At 38.5% G+C, this 16,636-nt stretch carries 21 protein-coding genes, 1 pseudogene and 1 riboswitch; of the genes and pseudogenes, 18 read left to right on the top strand and 4 right to left on the bottom strand.

The features are described 5' to 3' along the window. The 5 genes from ASE01S_RS16115 to ASE01S_RS14505 all read left to right on the top strand — a co-directional run. Positions 1–198: hypothetical protein (locus ASE01S_RS16115; RefSeq protein ID WP_217995665.1), on the top strand; the 198-nt coding region annotated here is incomplete at its 5' end. Continuing rightward, on the top strand, positions 195–404 hold the full coding sequence (locus ASE01S_RS14515; RefSeq protein WP_067844022.1) for a cation transporter: 210 nt from the start codon (positions 195–197) through the stop codon (positions 402–404). The genes ASE01S_RS16115 and ASE01S_RS14515, both read left to right, overlap by 4 nt. A gap of 593 nt (positions 405–997) precedes the next feature. After that, entirely contained in the window at positions 998–1,300 is a 303-nt protein-coding gene (locus ASE01S_RS16280) for a hypothetical protein (RefSeq protein ID WP_245630393.1), read from the top strand. Beyond that, a complete protein-coding gene (rsxC, locus tag ASE01S_RS14510; protein ID WP_306303222.1) occupies positions 1,294–2,322 on the top strand; it encodes an electron transport complex subunit RsxC in 1,029 nt (342 codons plus the stop codon). Before ASE01S_RS16280 ends, rsxC begins: the two co-directional genes overlap by 7 nt. Positions 2,323–2,327: 5 nt before the next feature. Further along, entirely contained in the window at positions 2,328–3,341 is a 1,014-nt protein-coding gene (locus ASE01S_RS14505) for an RnfABCDGE type electron transport complex subunit D (RefSeq protein WP_245630392.1), read from the top strand. Between the two features lie 162 nt (positions 3,342–3,503). On the opposite strand, the gene ASE01S_RS14500 is transcribed toward ASE01S_RS14505, so the two are convergent. Beyond that, positions 3,504–3,827: a spore coat protein gene (locus ASE01S_RS14500; RefSeq protein ID WP_067844017.1), complete on the bottom strand. Its 324-nt coding sequence runs from the start codon at positions 3,825–3,827 to the stop codon at positions 3,504–3,506. A 24-nt stretch (positions 3,828–3,851) separates the two neighbouring features. Then, the gene (locus ASE01S_RS14495) at positions 3,852–4,118 is read right to left on the bottom strand and encodes a hypothetical protein (RefSeq protein ID WP_067844014.1); all 267 of its coding nucleotides are present in this window, start codon (positions 4,116–4,118) and stop codon (positions 3,852–3,854) included. Between the two features lie 159 nt (positions 4,119–4,277). On the opposite strand from ASE01S_RS14495, the gene ASE01S_RS14490 reads away from it, so the two are divergent. After that, positions 4,278–4,634 carry an arsenate reductase family protein gene (locus ASE01S_RS14490; RefSeq protein ID WP_067844011.1) on the top strand — a complete coding sequence of 119 codons (357 nt, stop codon included), beginning with the start codon at positions 4,278–4,280 and terminating at the stop codon, positions 4,632–4,634. A gap of 21 nt (positions 4,635–4,655) precedes the next feature. Further along, positions 4,656–5,042 (top strand): glycine cleavage system protein GcvH, encoded by a 387-nt coding sequence (gene gcvH / locus ASE01S_RS14485; protein ID WP_067844008.1) that lies wholly within the window; start codon positions 4,656–4,658, stop codon positions 5,040–5,042. A gap of 67 nt (positions 5,043–5,109) precedes the next feature. On the opposite strand, the gene ASE01S_RS14480 is transcribed toward gcvH, so the two are convergent. Then, positions 5,110–5,523, bottom strand: coding sequence for a TlpA family protein disulfide reductase (locus ASE01S_RS14480; protein ID WP_067844005.1), 414 nt, complete (start codon positions 5,521–5,523; stop codon positions 5,110–5,112). 435 nt (positions 5,524–5,958) lie between these two features. Next, positions 5,959–6,069, top strand: a riboswitch (SAM riboswitch). Positions 6,070–6,241: 172 nt separating this feature from the next. On the opposite strand from ASE01S_RS14480, the gene ASE01S_RS14475 reads away from it, so the two are divergent. From ASE01S_RS14475 to ASE01S_RS16575, 11 genes and pseudogenes are all read left to right on the top strand, one after another. After that, the gene (locus tag ASE01S_RS14475; RefSeq protein ID WP_067844002.1) at positions 6,242–7,267 is read left to right on the top strand and encodes a methionine ABC transporter ATP-binding protein; all 1,026 of its coding nucleotides are present in this window, start codon (positions 6,242–6,244) and stop codon (positions 7,265–7,267) included. After that, complete coding sequence (locus ASE01S_RS14470) at positions 7,260–7,925, top strand: methionine ABC transporter permease (protein WP_067843999.1); 666 nt, start codon at positions 7,260–7,262, stop codon at positions 7,923–7,925. The genes ASE01S_RS14475 and ASE01S_RS14470 overlap by 8 nt, the downstream gene beginning before the upstream one ends. 200 nt (positions 7,926–8,125) lie before the next feature. Beyond that, entirely contained in the window at positions 8,126–8,938 is an 813-nt protein-coding gene (locus ASE01S_RS14465; protein ID WP_067843996.1) for a MetQ/NlpA family ABC transporter substrate-binding protein, read from the top strand. A gap of 189 nt (positions 8,939–9,127) precedes the next feature. Further along, entirely contained in the window at positions 9,128–9,313 is a 186-nt protein-coding gene (locus ASE01S_RS14460; protein WP_067843994.1) for a YuzK family famiily protein, read from the top strand. Between the two features lie 691 nt (positions 9,314–10,004). Beyond that, positions 10,005–10,793 (top strand): Fe-S cluster assembly ATPase SufC, encoded by a 789-nt coding sequence (gene sufC / locus ASE01S_RS14455; RefSeq protein ID WP_067843991.1) that lies wholly within the window; start codon positions 10,005–10,007, stop codon positions 10,791–10,793. An 11-nt stretch (positions 10,794–10,804) separates the two neighbouring features. After that, positions 10,805–12,118: a Fe-S cluster assembly protein SufD gene (gene sufD, locus ASE01S_RS14450; protein ID WP_067843988.1), complete on the top strand. Its 1,314-nt coding sequence runs from the start codon at positions 10,805–10,807 to the stop codon at positions 12,116–12,118. A gap of 1 nt (position 12,119) precedes the next feature. Continuing rightward, positions 12,120–13,340 carry a cysteine desulfurase gene (locus ASE01S_RS14445; protein WP_067843985.1) on the top strand — a complete coding sequence of 407 codons (1,221 nt, stop codon included), beginning with the start codon at positions 12,120–12,122 and terminating at the stop codon, positions 13,338–13,340. After that, positions 13,330–13,773: a Fe-S cluster assembly sulfur transfer protein SufU gene (gene sufU, locus ASE01S_RS14440; RefSeq protein WP_067843979.1), complete on the top strand. Its 444-nt coding sequence runs from the start codon at positions 13,330–13,332 to the stop codon at positions 13,771–13,773. Before ASE01S_RS14445 ends, sufU begins: the two co-directional genes overlap by 11 nt. Before the next feature lie 29 nt (positions 13,774–13,802). After that, a complete protein-coding gene (gene sufB, locus ASE01S_RS14435; RefSeq protein WP_067843976.1) occupies positions 13,803–15,200 on the top strand; it encodes a Fe-S cluster assembly protein SufB in 1,398 nt (465 codons plus the stop codon). A 184-nt stretch (positions 15,201–15,384) separates the two neighbouring features. Continuing rightward, positions 15,385–15,746: pseudogene (tnpA, locus tag ASE01S_RS16275) on the top strand (IS200/IS605 family transposase); the annotation flags it as partial. Between the two features lie 30 nt (positions 15,747–15,776). Then, the gene (locus ASE01S_RS16575; RefSeq protein ID WP_067843970.1) at positions 15,777–16,058 is read left to right on the top strand and encodes a hypothetical protein; all 282 of its coding nucleotides are present in this window, start codon (positions 15,777–15,779) and stop codon (positions 16,056–16,058) included. A 52-nt stretch (positions 16,059–16,110) separates the two neighbouring features. On the opposite strand, the gene ASE01S_RS14420 is transcribed toward ASE01S_RS16575, so the two are convergent. Continuing rightward, positions 16,111–16,434 carry a DUF3139 domain-containing protein gene (locus tag ASE01S_RS14420; RefSeq protein WP_067843968.1) on the bottom strand — a complete coding sequence of 108 codons (324 nt, stop codon included), beginning with the start codon at positions 16,432–16,434 and terminating at the stop codon, positions 16,111–16,113. Positions 16,435–16,636: the final 202 nt, after the last annotated feature.

Raw genomic sequence — 16,636 nt, 5'->3', positions numbered from 1 at the left:
TATTGTAAGCCTCCCCCTTCAAGAAATAATGAATATTGTATAGCATTTGGTTGGGTACAAAACCCCAAACGAATAAAGTTAAATCCTTCGGTGACTGCTGCGGATTTTCAGCAGGAACTTATCGAGCGAAGCTCGAAAAAATCTGGACACAAATATGCCAAGGTGCATTTGAAAAAAGGAAAGGTGAGGATATCATGAAAGAAGTTATAGTAAAAGTAGAAGGAATGAGCTGTGGACACTGTAAACAAAGTGTTGAGGCTGCATTAAATGAGCATCAAGCAGTTGAACGAGCAGAGGTTGATTTGGGCTTAGGTCAAGTTACTATTCAATTTGATCAAAGCGCCACTAATGAACAACAATTAGAACAAATTATTGAGAATCAAGGCTATGATGTCATTAGTTAATTATTAATTGCATTCATCTCACCCTTACTTTTATCGCAGTGTAACTGGCTGGGGCTGCGATTACTCGCCCTATCGAAGGGCTTTTGTAAGACTCTCACTGAAATAAGGGAATACGTCATGTCTAAGTGGGAGATCCAACAGCCAGTGATGGCCCGATTGGTTCAACTAACGTTCAGTGAGGGAGAGGGGAAGATGACTAAGTTCGCGACCTCATGTTGCAACGTCTGCACGAGCACATTCAATGCGTCGAACCCCCACTGAACGAAGTTTCTCTTTACAAGTCGTGAGATGAATGGATATTGTATATGAGCTAAGGTCCTCTTTAGCTATTTTCCCCAAAATTAGACCTTAGTCTGTCCTACAAATGATCGTCTATTTTTACCGAATCGATCCCTTTAACCATTGGAAATGTAAACCGTATGAAAATGAGATAAATGCCTGCTTTTTAATCTGATAATTTATCTTGAAATGGTATCGTTATCAAGGTTTTTTTAAGATAAAATGATAATATAAGGTTATTTTGTAAGACATTAACCTTAGAGCCAAATGCATGGTGATTTGGCTGATTTTATTTTAAATTAAGAAAGGAAGTGTTGGTAATTTTAACAAGGTTAAAAAGAAAAAGGCAAGGTGCGTATACGGTTGAACGTAAAGACCGAACAGAGTATAGGCGGCTTGAAGCCGCAACAGTACCAGCTGAACTTATTTACCCACTTACGATGCACATAGGTGCACCAGCAACCCCTGTCGTTAACATAGGGGATAAGGTCAGAATTGGAACCTTAATAGCTAAGCAAAATGGTTTAATTTCAGCTAATATTTATGCCTCAGTTTCGGGAGAAATCACGGATATTGCCAATTACCCTACTGTTAACGGAGAAGCCCCAGTATCGTAATCAAAAATGATTTTAAAGATGAATGGGATGCCCCTCTCTATACGGAAGACGAAGAGCTAACCCCACAAAAAAAGCTCGATTTAATCGCCAAAGCCGGAATTGTTGGAATGGGCGGCGCAGCCTTTCCAACGTCAGTAAAACTTTCCCCAAAAGACAATAAACACATCGATACAAATATTATTAATGGTGCGGAATGTGAGCCATATGCAACAGCAGATCATCGCCTCATGGTAGAACATGCTGATCAGATTATTGATGGGATACGGGTTCTGCTTGAGATCATTCCAGTAGACAAGGTTTATATTGCGATCGAATCAAATGCAGATGAAAGTATTGCTATTATGAAAAAAGCTGTTAAAGACTCTGAGAAAATTGAAGTGATCGAGCTAGCAACCATCTATCCCCAAGGTTCGGAAAAAAATTTAATTAAAACTTTAACCGGACGAGAAGTCCCAGCAGGTGGTTTACCCGCTGATGTAAAAACCATTGTTACAAATGTAGCTACGACCTTTGCCATATATGAAGCAGTTTGTTTAGGGAGACCATTAACTCGGAGAATAACTACCGTGACCGGCGAGCCCGTTAAGAAGCCTAAAAATCTTTGGGTACGAATTGGCACGCCAATTGAGTCGTTAATTGCAGATTGCCAAGGCTTCCAAACGAAGCCTTATAAAATGATTCATGGTGGCCCCATGATGGGAACGACCCTAAATTCAGGTCGAGTTCCCGTTGGAAAGGCAACGACATCAATTACGTTTTTGGGTCAGTCGGATGCACAAGCAACTGAGCGTTCGCCATGTATTAGATGCTCGGAATGCTTGTATGCGTGTCCTGTAAGCCTGCAGCCCATTTTAATCAGCAATGCTTATGAAAAAGGTGATTTAAAAGCTGCCGAAAAACTTGGAGCGCTCGACTGTATTAACTGTGGAAATTGCTCCTACATTTGCCCAGCTAAAATCCCCATTTTAGCAAATATCCAAGCCGCTCGAAAAGCAATCAAGGCTAAAAGGGAGGGGGTATGATCGAGATGGATCAGGAACAATTACTAATCACACCCGCTCCCCATTTAAGAGCTGCTCGAACGTCAGCATGGATAATGCAACAGGTCATCTTCGCTTTGATGTTACCAGTTATTGGAGCCATTTATTTTTTTGGCTGGCATGTTTTGGTGATGATTGCGATATCTGTTACTAGCTGTGTGTTGTTTGAATTTATCTTCCAGCTATTAACCAAGCGGAAAAGAACGATTAATGATTATAGTGCTGTTGTAACAGGACTACTGATTGCTTTAAGCCTACCGATAACAGCTCCGATCTGGACGATTATTTTAGCGAGTGGCTTTGCCATTTTAGTTATTAAACAATTATCAGGTGGGATTGGCTGTAACCGGTTTAATCCAGCTGTTGCATCTCGTGTCATGCTTATGGTCTTTTTTGGTGAGCATGTGAGTGGGTGGGTGGAGCCTCATTCAGTTGCTGAAGCTGTTTCAACAGCCACACCACTTGGAATTATTACCAATGATCAAGCAGATGCCCTAACATCAGCCACCTATGCAGAAGCAGAGATGCCAGCATTACTAGATTTGTTTCTAGGAACGACTATTGGGGGAAACATTGGTGATACCTCGAAGGTGCTAATCCTATTAGCATTTATTTACTTAATTGCCCGAAAAATCATTGAACCATTGATTCCACTATGGTTTGTTCTACCAGTTGTTGTTATTACCTTAATTACAAGTGGATTTGATTTTGAATTTATGCTCCAGCATGTATTAAGCGGTTCATTACTTTTTGCGGCTGTCTTTATGATAACAGATTATAGTTCGTCACCGATTACGCCGGCTGGTAAGATCGTTTTTGCGGTAGGTGCGGGTATTACAACAGTGTTATTCCGTTTCTTCTATACCTACGCAGGTGGGGTAGGCTTCGCTATTCTGATTATGAACGCTTTTGTTCCACTAATAGATAAGTATCTTGCACCACGTATTTATGGTCATATTAAACGTCCTATTGCACAGCGATTGACTCGGAAGACGGGTTAAAAAAGATAAGACAGGTCCGAATGGGGATCTGTCTTATAAAGCTTCTGTATTGTTGGACAATGTCATACTTTAGCATGATTGGATATGGATAAGCTTGTCACTTTTTGCGAATGGCAAGATCATACGGGATATTTCCACAAGCTTATTACTGACTGCTAATGATTAGTGTACGGGGAATTGATTTTTATAACCAGAGTATTGTTGGGCTGCCTGACTTATCTTTTGCGGATCAGCCTTTTCGATACTATACCAACCATTTTTAAACATTAAATTATATAAACGACGTTGCATATTTTGTGTCTCGTTGAAAATTTGCAGCAAATCTTGATATAAATCTTCATTACTTGCTTCATTTAATACGACATTGTAGGAAGCGGTCATATACTTTTCTGTAGTAAGTAAATCATTAATGATATCCCGGTCATTAATTTCAGGTGTTTTGTTAATAGGTGTCTCTGGATTTTGTACTTTATTTGTTTGATTCACAGTTTTCGCTCCTTTTCAGATGATCTAGTGATAGGTTTGATTTGCATGTTGTTGAGCATAGTTTAAGATAACATCATAATGCTTTTCGTGTAATTGGCATACTTGTTCAACCGCTTGTTTAATCTCTTGGTTTTGGCAATGCTGTTCAAAGAAATGCGACTTTTTGATTGCAACTAAATTCCATGACAACATATCTGTTAAGTAGAGTAAATCTTTTGTGCTAACCATTGTTGGGGGTTGCGCCATAATGTTCTGATTTGCTTGGTTTGTTTGATTCATTTGTTGTTCCATAAGATGATAGCCTCCTTTAATTTTAAGCTTTAACTGTAATATCACCAACTGCTTGATAAATATGCAAAGCAATGGGCAGAATTCTGGCAATTAAGTGCTAATCATTTTATACTGAATTCAGGAAATACTAATGGAATGTCGAAAGAAAGAGGAGATAGAATGACGATTACATTTTATTGCTACCCTAAATGTGGTACTTGCCGTAAAGCTAAAAAATGGTTTGAACAGAATCAAATTAGCTTTGAGGAGATAAACCTTGTTGAGCAGCCACCTACAAAAGAGCAGCTTGCAAAGTGGATTAAGCAAAGCGGCTTACCGATTAAACGATTTTTTAATACGAGTGGACAAAAGTATCGAGAGCTTGGATTAAAGGATAAGCTAGATCAAGTAAGTGATGACCAAAAACTGGAATGGCTTGCATCTGATGGAATGCTGATTAAACGTCCGTTAACGCTAAATAGTGAGCAGGTAACGGTCGGTTTTAAAGAAGATCAATTTGAAGAAGCTTGGAAATAACAGAAAGAGGGGGCTATTAGAATGAAGTTGCCGGAGGATTTAAACTATTCTAAAGAACATATTTGGTTAAAAAAACAAGAAGATCAAACAATTAAGATTGGGATAACCGATCACGCCCAGGATGAATTAGGGGATATTGTTTTTGTAGAATTACCAGAGCCGGGAGATCAGTTGGCACTTGATCAGACTTTCGGGAGTGTTGAATCAGTTAAGACAGTTTCTGAGTTATACGCGCCAGTAGCTGGTGAAGTCATTGAAGTTAATCAGAGCTTGGAGGATGAACCGGAATTGGTTAACACATCACCTTTTGAAAAAGGTTGGATGGTTGTAATTAAACCTAATCGGTCTGATCAGATTGAGCAATTGCTATCAGCAAAAGAATATAACAAGATGATTCAAGAAGTGTAAAAGTGCTCGTTTCATTTTCTTAATTGATTGGCTGTGAACAATCTTGATAAGGTTGTTCACAGTCTTTTTAGAGTAACTGGCTAATTGCTGCCATTATTTCCAACGGCTTTGCTTGATCGGTAAACTGCTTGAGAATTTCACCGGTTTGACTAATAACCACAGTCGTCGGAACGCCTAAGCATTGATACAGCCGATAGACTTCAAGACCACGATCTACTAAGGTAGGTTGAGAGATAAATTTCTGATGGTAACGAAGCGCATCTTCTTGATTACGTTCGCGCCCACTGACGTTAATGGTAATAAAAGATACTTTGCCAGCATCGACCGTCTGATAAAGTCGTTCTTTTAGAGGTAAGTCACTACTACAATCAGGACACCAAGAAGCCCAAAAGGTCAGGATAATGATTTTACCCCGATCTTGACTTAAAGTATATGTTTGATTTTGATCTAGATAAGGTAAGGTAAATTCAGGTGCTTTCATTTTCTACTCCTAATACGATATCCATTATTTTAAGTAAACCGACCGACCCATTAGTCGTTAAGTCAAACCATTTCTTATCCTCATGTTTTTCAAATATCTGTTGCTTGATCGAGCTGGATGGGCGTATGTACGATGAAGATTTTACGTGATTGACACATTTCCTGGCAGCTTCCGTTTTCAAGAAGCAAGCTGTACATGCCTATTTTAGCAGATCTGCTTGTTTTTTGCTACGCGCATCAAGCTATATTTCATTACGACACTTTGAATTCGAACAGTCGATTGAGGTGGTAAATGTGCCATCCCTTGTTCGAAGGCGATTCACCCCCCACCTATTCTTCTCATTCTTGAGGTAGGAGTCTTCTTTCCTAATGATAAAAAAACAATTGACATGTTTATCAACACGTGCTATCATCACAATTAACTAAATAGTGCGAACTCTTATCGCGAGAGGTGGAGGGACTGGCCCGAAGAAGCCCGGCAACCGTTAAACGTTTCGTTTAAAAAGGTGCCAATTCCTGCAAAGCTATCGGCTTTGACAGATGAGAGCATTGAAGACTAATAGTGGTATAATTCTAGCGTCTTTCTGTTCTCGTGAGCAGATTGACGCTTTTTATTTTTTCTAGAGAAAGAGGCCTTGGATTCTTTCACTTAAATGGGTGAAGCTAAGCAGAGACTTATAAGCGTAAAGAGCCTAAGGTAGGTATGAAGGGGGAGTTATATGATTGAAATTGACAAATTGTCCAAAGTTTTCAAAGGATCTAGTCATGATGTCCAAGCGGTTGATCAAATAAGTCTACAGATTAAAAAAGGTGAGATTTTTGGTGTAATTGGTTATAGCGGTGCAGGCAAAAGTACCTTTATTCGACTAATTAACCGGTTAGAAGAACCCACGGCTGGGACAGTCAGCATTGATGGTCAGAATATTACCACACTAGATAAGAAAGCACTGCGACTATCTAGACAAGAAATAGGCATGATATTTCAACATTTTAACTTGTTATGGTCTAGAACCGTAAGGGAAAACATTGCATTTCCTTTAGAAATAGCAGGCCTGGCCAAGAATGAACGAAATGAACGTGTAAATCAATTGATTAGCTTAGTAGGTTTGTCTGGCAAAGAAGATGCTTATCCTTCCCAACTTAGTGGTGGGCAAAAGCAGCGTGTCGGTATTGCGCGTGCTTTAGCAAATAATCCAAAAGTATTGCTGTGTGATGAAGCTACCTCAGCATTAGATCCCGAAACGACCGATTCCATTCTTTCTTTATTAATTGATATAAATGAAAAGCTTGGTTTGACTATTATTTTAATTACACACGAAATGCATGTGATCCAAAAGATTTGTCACAACGTTGCTGTAATGGAAAATGGGAAGATTGTTGAACAAGGATCGGTTCTAGATGTATTTTCACATCCTCAACAGCCTGTGACGAAAAAATTTGTGGAACAGGTGATGGGTAAACCTGATCAAGACGTATCTGATGAGCCATTTGTTCAAGGGATAGAATCTGGACGTGTGCTTAAATTGCAGTTTGTCGGAGAAACAACTAATCAAGCCTTAATCAGTAGGGTAGCCAAGCAATATGAGGTCGAGCTTAATATTATTCAAGGAAATATTAAGCAAACTCAGGCAGGAGCGTATGGTGCACTTTATTTACACATCACCGGGGAAGATCAAGTTATCGATCAGGCGATTTCCTTTATTCGCTCCACTTCAGTAGAAGTAGAGGTGATCGACCATGACTAAACTATTTCCTAATGTAAATTGGTTCGCTTTACTTGAGGCAACTGGAGAAACCTTTTACATGACTTTATTTGCATTATTGGGCACGTTAATAATTGGGATTGTGCTGGGGTTACTCTTATATTTAACAACACCTGGAGGACTATGGGAGAATCGCTTGATTAATTTTATCATAGCAGCACTTGTGAATGTGTTTCGAGCTATTCCTTTTATTATCTTGATTTTGCTCCTCATTCCTTTTACAAACATACTGCTCGGTACCTTTAGAGGACCAAATGCTGCTTTACCAGCATTAATTGTTGGCTCAGCTCCTTTTTATGGCAGGCTAGTCGAAATCGCCTTGCGAGAAGTTGACAAAGGGGTGATTGAAGCAGCCAAAGCGATGGGGGCTAAAACTTCAACTATTATCTTTAAGGTATTATTGAGAGAATCGATACCTGCTTTAGTTTCTGGTCTGACGGTAACTGCAATTGCAATAATTGGATATACGGCGGTTGCGGGTGCTATTGGAGCAGGTGGTTTAGGCGATTACGCATATTTCCATGGTTTTACTCGACGAGATTTTGATATCGTGTTTGCTTGTACGGTATTAATTGTCTTGATTGTCTTTATCTTTCAGTTCATTGGTGATCGTATTACCAATAAATTAGATAAACGTTAATGTGATGAAATTTATTGATAAGCGCTTAGCTTAACATATAGGCTGTTTACTGCAGTGTAACTAGTTGGGGCTACGATTACTCGCCCCATCGAAGGGCTTTTGTAAGCCTCCCGCTTCAAGAAATAAGGAAACACGTTATTTCTAAGGGGGAGATCCAACAGCCAGTAACGGCCAAATAAAAAGAAAAAGGGGATATCAAAATGAAAAAAAGCTTAACGGTATTATTTGTACTAGTCGCAGTGTTTTTATTAGCAGCATGTGGCAATGATGCTGGAGAAAATGAAATTAAGGTAGGGGCAACAAGTGTTCCGCATGCAGAGATATTAGAAGAAGCAGCTCCGCTTTTAGAAGAAGAAGGTATTACGTTGGTTATTGAAACTTATACAGACTATGCTTTACCAAATGAAGATTTATCACGTGGTGAGCTTGATGCTAACTATTTCCAACACATTCCTTTCTTTGAAACACAAAAAAGTGATTTTGATTATGATATTGTTAACTTAGGTGGTATTCATGTTGAGCCAATGGGTGTCTATTCAAAATCAATTCCAAGCATTGATGATATCCAGCCAGGAACAGAAGTAATTATTAGTCGCAACGTTCCAGATCATGGTCGTATTTTATCATTATTTGAAGCAAATGGTTTAATTACTTTGGCAGATGACGTGACCAAGTCGGAAGCAACAGTTGAGGATATTGTTGAAAATCCACTAGAGCTTGTTTTTTCTCCAGATGTTAATCCGGAATTTTTAGTAGAAGCATATGAAAATGAGGATGATGCGTTAGTAGCTATCAATACCAACTATGCAATTGAAGCTGGGCTATCACCAGTTGACGATGCCTTATTTGTTGAAGGAGCAGATTCACTTTATGTTAATATTATCGCTGCTCGCGCAGAAGATGAGGATAATGAGGATTTATTAAAATTAGTTGAGATTTTACAATCTGAAGAAATTCAGTCATTTATTACAGAACGCTATAACGGTGAGGTTGTTGCTGTAGGTGCTGAATAATTGAAAAGTTAGAATTTTTAACGATTTAAGAGGATATGGAATAAATTCTAACGATAATGCCGCTCTACTTAGCTAATCAAAGTAGAGCGGCTTTTATCTGATCTCATCCCCGTTATAGAGCTTTGAAAATTTCCTTTACTTGATGTTACAATTAATTTTGTTCAAAAAAGAAAGGGAGATTATTTAACAATGCATAAGCTTGAGTTAAGCTACACCCCGGAAATGGAAAAGGCCATGCACCAAAGTCATGGGTGCTGCTACGCTAGGTATGAAACAGATATGAACAAGCGCTTAGAAGTTGAGCAGGCCAGAGAAGTAGACCATCAAAAAGGCCTAGAAATCAAAGCAGAGTTAGACCGTCAAGCTCACCGATAAAAAATGATACCTTCATTATGATGCCCCTTCTAGATAAGTAGAAGGGGGTTTTTTATCGCAGTGTAACTGGCTAGGGCTGCGATTACTCGCCCCATCGAAGGGCTTTTGTAAAGACCACCACTGAACGAAGTTTCACTTTATCTTCAGATTGTTAATTTATAATGGTAAATACATAATCAGGATTAGTATGTCGTAATAATAGTGAGAATAGATCGATCACTTAGAATGAAGTATTTCAATCAGCAGGAAGTCTCCCCCTTCTATAAGTGGTGAGATGAATATCTATTGGATTCGAGCCAGTGGGTTTTAACTCTCAGTTGAATCATGTTAAAGCCTCCGACGGATGCCACAGCTTTTCAAAGGAAAATGATCGAGCTTTGCTCGATAAAATCTTGGTGCAAATTACGCCAAAGCGCATCTATCTATCAAGGAACAGGCTGCGTAAACCAAGGATAAGCGCAACTCGTCAATCTGATGCAAGATCCTCACAATTATAGGGGATAAATATGTTAAGATGATAAATAAATACTTTCAAAACTAATGGGTTGATAAAGTGTTGTTATCTAATTGCTTTAACCTTGATATTAGTTTTGAGATAGTATAAGATTGTAATGAGAATAAAGTGAGAATGAACAGTTTGAATAACTGGTTCTGATCATTATATATTATATTATTTTTTGGAGGTATAGCTATGAGTGGTTCAACTTTAGAAATTAAGGATCTTCATGTTGAAATTGACGGCAAGGAGATTTTAAAAGGTGTTAACTTGACTGTAAAGGGTGGCGAGTTCCATGCGATTATGGGCCCTAATGGAACCGGTAAATCAACATTAGCTTCTGCCATCATGGGTCATCCTAAATATGAGGTCACCAAAGGTCGTATTTTAATGGATGGCGAAGATGTTTTGGAAATGGAAGTAGACGAGCGTGCTAAAGCAGGTTTGTTTTTAGCGATGCAATATCCAAGTGAAATAAGTGGCGTAACAACTTCAGATTTCCTACGTTCTTCAATTAATGCGCATCGTGAAGAAGGCGATGAAATTCCATTAATGAAATTCATCAAAGAGATGGATGAAGCAATGGATTATCTAGAAATGGATAAAAATATGGCTCAGCGTTATTTAAATGAAGGTTTCTCAGGTGGGGAAAAGAAACGAAATGAGATTCTTCAATTAATGTTATTGAAGCCAGCTATTGGTATATTGGATGAAATTGATTCAGGTCTTGATATTGATGCTCTAAAGGTTGTTTCAAAAGGTATTAATAAATTACGGAGTGAATCCTTTGGTTGTCTTATCATTACACACTACCAACGCTTACTTAACTATGTAGCACCTGACTATGTTCATGTTATGATGCAAGGGCGCGTGGTGAAATCTGGTGGACCAGAGCTTGTCGAGCGTCTTGAGAGTGAAGGCTACGATTGGATTAAGCAAGAATTAGGTATTGAAGATGAAACCGTCGGCCAAGATGCTGAGTAAGGAGGGATCGCATGTCAGTCGAAATTACAGCGAAATTTGATAAAAGCTATCTAGAGCGTTTTTCTAAAGCGAAACAAGAGCCTGATTGGATGAGATCCTTTCGTCTTGATGCTTTAGCTAAGGCAGTTGAAATAGAAATGCCACAACCAGATAAAACGAATATTACCCGTTGGGATTTCTCAACTTTTGCCCACCAGTCTAGTAAAAGTGTTGCCCAACTGTCTGAGGTAGAATCATTACCAGATACAATTAAAGATTTTGTTGATGTCAAAAATCAACAACAAAATTTATTAATTCTTCGTGATCAAACTAAAAGTTACCAAGTTCTTTCGGATGAATTGAAGAATCAAGGTGTGATCTTCACTGATATTTTTACTGCATTGACCGAGCATGGGGATTTAGTGAAAAAATATTATATGACAGATGCAGTCTCTGTTGATGAACATAAGTTAACGGCCCTGCATGCTGCTTTAATGAACGGTGGAGCATTTATCTATATTCCCAAAAATGTTGTGCTAGAGGATCCCTTACAGGTGATTTTTTGGCAGGAAGATGCAGACTTAGCACTATTCAATCACGTTATTATTGTAGCTGAGGAAAATAGTCAATTAACTTATGTTGAGAACTATCTATCCTCACATAATGAGACACATACAGTTGCTAATGTGATTACAGAAGTGTTTGCACATGATAATGCCAAGATATCATTTGGTTCTGTTGATCATTTTGCCCATGGTACAACTGCTTATATTAATCGTCGCGGAATAGCTTATCGTGATGCAAAAATAGAATGGGCTTTAGGACAAATGAATGATGGCAATACCGTCTCTGAAAATGTGACTCACTTATTAGGTGATCATTCGGTATGTTATGCGAAGGCTGTATCAGTTGGACGTGGTGACCAAATTCAAAACTTCACGGCTAAAATTGTTAACCACGGCAAACACTCTGACGGAATTATCCTACAGCATGGGGTTATGAAGGATGAAGCAACGGCTATCTTCCATGGGATTGGTAAAATTGAACATGGAGGAACAAAGGCGAATGCTGAGCAAGAATCGCGAGTGTTGATGCTAAGCAAAGGTGCACGCGGAGATGCCAATCCTATCTTATTAATTGATGAAGATGATGTAACAGCAGGACATGCTGCTTCAGTCGGTCGTGTTGATCCTGTTCAACTTTATTATCTAATGAGTCGTGGTATTTCAAAACAGGAAGCAGAACGCTTGATTATTCATGGTTTCCTCGCACCTGTTGTGCAAGAGATTCCGATTACAGCTGTTCGAGAACAATTAACAGATGTTATTGAAAGGAAAGTATATTAAGATGGATGTTGCAGCAATCCGAGCGGATTTCCCTATATTGGATCAGGAAGTTAACGGTAAGCCATTAGTATATCTTGATTCTGCTGCTACGTCTCAAAAACCGAAGCAAGTGATCGAAGCAGTTAATCACTACTATCGTAACAACAATTCCAATGTTCACCGAGGCGTACACACGATTGGGACTAGGGCAACAGAGCAATATGAGGGTGCTCGGGAACGGGTAAGACAATTTATTTCTGCTAAGCATACAGAGGAAATCATTTTTACTAGAGGAACGACTTCAGCCATTAATTTGGTTGCAAGCAGCTATGGGCGTGCTAACTTGACCGAGGCGGATGAGATTGTAACGACACAAATGGAGCATCATAGTAACATCATCCCTTGGCAGCAGCTTGCTAAAGCAACAGGGGCTAAGCTTAAATTTATCCCATTAGAACCGGATGGGACGCTGACTTTAGATAATATCAAAAAAACTATTACGGATTCAACCAAGATAGTTGCTATTACTCACGTATCCAATGTGCTAGGAACGGTCAATCCTATTCAAGCTATTACAAAAATTGCCCATCAGCATCATGCCGTTGTGGTAGTTGACGGAGCTCAGGGTATTCCACATATGAAGGTGGATGTTTCAGAGCTAGATTGTGATTTTTATGCTTTTTCAGGTCATAAAATGTGCGCACCGACTGGTGTTGGTGTTCTCTACGGTAAAAAAGAGTGGCTAGAAGCGATGGAACCCGTTGAATTTGGTGGAGAAATGATCGACTTTGTTGATTTATATGATTCGACATGGAAGGAACTACCATGGAAATTCGAAGGTGGCACACCAATTATTGCTGGTGCAGTTGGCTTAGCTGCAGCAATTGATTATTTAACAGAAGTAGGGCTTGACAATATTACTAAACATGAAACTCAATTAGTAGAATATGCAATGGATCAGCTCACAACGATTGAAGGTTTAGAAATATATGGTCCTAAGAAGAGAGCAGGTCTTATTACCTTTAATCTAACAGATGTCCATCCACATGATACAGCAACTGTGCTCGATTCAGAAGGGATTGCTGTCCGAGCTGGTCACCACTGTGCCCAGCCATTGATGAAGTGGCTTAACGCAACAGCGACAGCTCGAGCAAGCTTCTATCTATATAATTCAAGATCGGATATCGATCGTTTAGTCGATGGATTACGTAAAGCGAAGGAGTTTTTTGGTGATGTCTTTTAATAATTTAGACAATTTATACCGTCAAGTGATTATGGATCACTACAAAAATCCAAGAAATCACGGTTCGCTCTCAAACGGGGCTTTAACTCTAGAAATGAATAATCCAACTTGTGGTGATCGGATTCAGCTTCATTTATTGATAGAGGATGGCATAGTCAATGATGTTAAATTTGAAGGAGAGGGTTGTTCGATTAGCTTAGCCTCCGCTTCAATGATGACTCAGGTTATTAAAGGTCAAGAGGTTGAAACGGCCCTTAAGCTTTCACAGTATTTTTCTGATATGATGTTAGGAAAAGACGTTGATCCAGCTGACTTAGAGCTTGGGGACATTGAAGCCCTTCAAGGTGTAGCCAAATTTCCAGCACGGATCAAATGTGCCACGTTGGCATGGAAGGCTATGGAAAAAGCAGTTGACCAAAATGAACAGCCATAATGTAATGATAACTTCAAGGAGGGATTGAGATGGCGAAAAATATACCTGATGTAGGAGAATACAAATATGGTTTTCATGACCGTGATGTATCAATCTTCCGTACAGAAAAAGGTTTAACTAAAGAAATCGTACAGGAAATTTCAAAAATGAAGCAAGAGCCAGAGTGGATGCTTGAATATCGTTTGAAGGCTCTAGAACATTTTTATAGCAAGCCAATGCCACAATGGGGTGGCGACTTGTCTGAGCTTGATTTCGATGAGATCACTTACTACGTGAAGCCTTCTGAGCGTTCAGAACGATCTTGGGATGAGGTGCCAGAAGAAATTAAGCGAACATTTGATAAACTAGGTATACCAGAGGCTGAACAAAAATATCTAGCTGGTGTATCTGCTCAGTATGAATCTGAGGTGGTTTACCATAACCTGAAAGAAGATCTTGAAGAGCTAGGTATTGTATTTAAGGATACTGACACAGCATTAAAGGAAAATGAGGACATTTTTAAAGAATACTTCGGTAAGGTTATCCCATATACGGATAATAAGTTTGCTGCTTTAAACTCAGCCGTTTGGTCTGGTGGCTCGTTCATCTACGTACCTAAAGGTGTGAAGACTGATACACCATTACAAGCCTATTTCCGAATTAACTCTGAGAATATGGGTCAGTTTGAACGTACGTTGATTATTGTTGATGAAGGCGCATCTGTCCACTATGTAGAAGGATGTACGGCACCTGTCTTTACAACCAACTCACTACACAGTGCTGTGGTCGAGATTTTTGTTAAGAAAGATGCCTATTGTCGCTATACAACCATCCAAAACTGGGCCAATAATGTCTACAACCTAGTAACCAAGCGTGCAACTTGTGATGCTAATGCGACAATGGAGTGGATTGATGGAAACATCGGTTCTAAGCTGACGATGAAATACCCAGCGGTGCTTTTAAAAGGTGAAGGTGCACGTGGTATGACCTTGTCGATTGCCTTAGCTGGTAAAGGCCAACATCAGGATGCTGGTGCAAAAATGATGCACCTTGCTCCAAACACTTCATCCACAATTGTATCAAAATCAATCGCTAAACAAGGTGGTAAGGTGTCTTACCGTGGGATTGTTCACTTTGGTCGTAAAGCCGATGGTGCTCGATCTAACATTGAATGTGACACCCTCATTATGGATAATAAATCAGCATCTGATACGATCCCATATAATGAGATTTTAAACGAAAATATTTCGCTTGAGCACGAAGCGAAAGTTTCAAAAGTATCAGAAGAACAGCTTTTCTATCTAATGAGTCGTGGTATCTCTGAAGAGGAAGCAACAGAAATGATCGTCATGGGCTTCATTGAACCATTCACGAAAGAATTACCAATGGAATATGCTGTTGAAATGAACCGATTAATTTCCTTCGAGATGGAAGGTTCGATCGGATAAGTTTAGTAACCCTTTGCTATGACTATGTTCATGGTGAAGGGTTATTTTATTATGGCCTTTGAAAACCCCTGGCTATGCCGGGGGTCCATAGAGCTTCTAGCGAGGAGTAAAAAAACCTCTCTTCATGGTAAGCTAAGGTTGTTTTCCCGACCACCAAATCTCACCAAAGCAGGAGGCATGTCCCATGCAGGACAAGAATCGTTTAGCGCATACACAATGGAGATGTCAGGATCACATCGTTTTTGCGCCAAAATTATAGAAGACAAATGATCTACGGAAAATATAAAAACGCGTAGGAGAAATAGTAAGAGAGCTTAGTGAAAGGAAAGAAGTTGAACTACACGAGGCAAATGCGTGATAGATAACATTCATATGTTAGTAAGTATGCCACAAAACTAAGTGTATCTCAATTCATGAGATACTTAAAGGGCAAAAGTAGTTTAATGATTTTTGATCGTCATCGCCAGTCTAAAGTACAGATAAGATAATCGCAAATTCTGGTGTCGAAGCTACTTTGTAGCTACAGTGGGAAGAAAAATTCAAGATTAGATTAGAAATCAGCTTAGAGAGGGCTATATGAGTGATCAGTTAACCTTATTTGGATTTAATCTGCTTACTAGAGAGAAAAAAGAAGAATTAAGAGATTCTTTTAAAATCAGTGAGAGAGAATCTGCCAAAAGGATTAGTTATCCATACAGACCAAGGCACTCAGTATACAAGTGGTTATTTTCAAGACATATTAAAAAGTATTGTGCAATTTCAAGTGTAAGAGGGAAAGATAATCCTTACGATATACTCATTGGATTATCTTATCCCTACAGAGTGAAGAAGTACATTAATAAAATCTTCTTAATTTAGTGTCTAAAAATGGTGTATAACCAAAAAATGGAATATATATATTTGAATTAATCTATTCTTCAATAATATATTTGAGACCCTTTTGGACATCATTGATTTCAGTATTTGTTTCATCAAAAACAATGGTAAAAATCTTTCCGCTATTTATATCGTATGTGTATAAATAATCTTCTTCTCCAATATAGATTACTTCCACAAAGTAAGTGCCTCTTTTGGAATCATATTTTATTTCGTGTTCTTTAATATATTCATCATAACCCAGCTCCTCTATAGCTGTTGTAATTTTATTCGATGCTTGGGCTTTAATAATAATTCTATAGCTAGGATAACTCAATAAAATCAAAGCAATAGCTAAAACTAGCAAAATCTTTTTCATAGTAATTTTTCTCCCTATAAAGTTTGTGAAGATATTATCATTGAGTTGAGTTTACATCTTTAATAAAAAAATGTAAATACTAATAATTTATAAATTTGTTAAAAATATTATTAATTATAAATATTTAGCATAAGTAAATATTTATGCCTATTAACACTTATAATTATTTATGCAAAAATTAATTAATTGTTAATAATTTCAC

The sequence above is a fragment of the Amphibacillus sediminis NBRC 103570 genome (genome assembly GCF_001552275.1).
GTDB classification, from domain to species: domain Bacteria; phylum Bacillota; class Bacilli; order Bacillales; family Amphibacillaceae; genus Amphibacillus_B; species Amphibacillus_B sediminis.
This window is presented reverse-complemented; position numbering and strand designations above follow the sequence as displayed.

What these genes read in the sequence shown, in the direction of transcription:
- ASE01S_RS14505 (WP_245630392.1), top strand. Translation starts at nt 2,328, where the DNA reads ATGGATCAGGAACAATTACTAATCACACCCGCTCCCCATTTAAGAGCT.
- ASE01S_RS14495 (WP_067844014.1), bottom strand. Translation starts at nt 4,118, where the DNA reads ATGGAACAACAAATGAATCAAACAAACCAAGCAAATCAGAACATTATG.
- ASE01S_RS14515 (WP_067844022.1), top strand. Translation starts at nt 195, where the DNA reads ATGAAAGAAGTTATAGTAAAAGTAGAAGGAATGAGCTGTGGACACTGT.
- sufB (WP_067843976.1), top strand. Translation starts at nt 13,803, where the DNA reads ATGGCGAAAAATATACCTGATGTAGGAGAATACAAATATGGTTTTCAT.
- ASE01S_RS14490 (WP_067844011.1), top strand. Translation starts at nt 4,278, where the DNA reads ATGACGATTACATTTTATTGCTACCCTAAATGTGGTACTTGCCGTAAA.
- gcvH (WP_067844008.1), top strand. Translation starts at nt 4,656, where the DNA reads ATGAAGTTGCCGGAGGATTTAAACTATTCTAAAGAACATATTTGGTTA.
- ASE01S_RS14480 (WP_067844005.1), bottom strand. Translation starts at nt 5,523, where the DNA reads ATGAAAGCACCTGAATTTACCTTACCTTATCTAGATCAAAATCAAACA.
- sufC (WP_067843991.1), top strand. Translation starts at nt 10,005, where the DNA reads ATGAGTGGTTCAACTTTAGAAATTAAGGATCTTCATGTTGAAATTGAC.
- ASE01S_RS14460 (WP_067843994.1), top strand. Translation starts at nt 9,128, where the DNA reads ATGCATAAGCTTGAGTTAAGCTACACCCCGGAAATGGAAAAGGCCATG.
- sufD (WP_067843988.1), top strand. Translation starts at nt 10,805, where the DNA reads ATGTCAGTCGAAATTACAGCGAAATTTGATAAAAGCTATCTAGAGCGT.
- ASE01S_RS14420 (WP_067843968.1), bottom strand. Translation starts at nt 16,434, where the DNA reads ATGAAAAAGATTTTGCTAGTTTTAGCTATTGCTTTGATTTTATTGAGT.
- ASE01S_RS14475 (WP_067844002.1), top strand. Translation starts at nt 6,242, where the DNA reads ATGATTGAAATTGACAAATTGTCCAAAGTTTTCAAAGGATCTAGTCAT.
- ASE01S_RS14445 (WP_067843985.1), top strand. Translation starts at nt 12,120, where the DNA reads ATGGATGTTGCAGCAATCCGAGCGGATTTCCCTATATTGGATCAGGAA.
- ASE01S_RS14465 (WP_067843996.1), top strand. Translation starts at nt 8,126, where the DNA reads ATGAAAAAAAGCTTAACGGTATTATTTGTACTAGTCGCAGTGTTTTTA.
- ASE01S_RS14470 (WP_067843999.1), top strand. Translation starts at nt 7,260, where the DNA reads ATGACTAAACTATTTCCTAATGTAAATTGGTTCGCTTTACTTGAGGCA.
- sufU (WP_067843979.1), top strand. Translation starts at nt 13,330, where the DNA reads ATGTCTTTTAATAATTTAGACAATTTATACCGTCAAGTGATTATGGAT.
- ASE01S_RS16575 (WP_067843970.1), top strand. Translation starts at nt 15,777, where the DNA reads ATGAGTGATCAGTTAACCTTATTTGGATTTAATCTGCTTACTAGAGAG.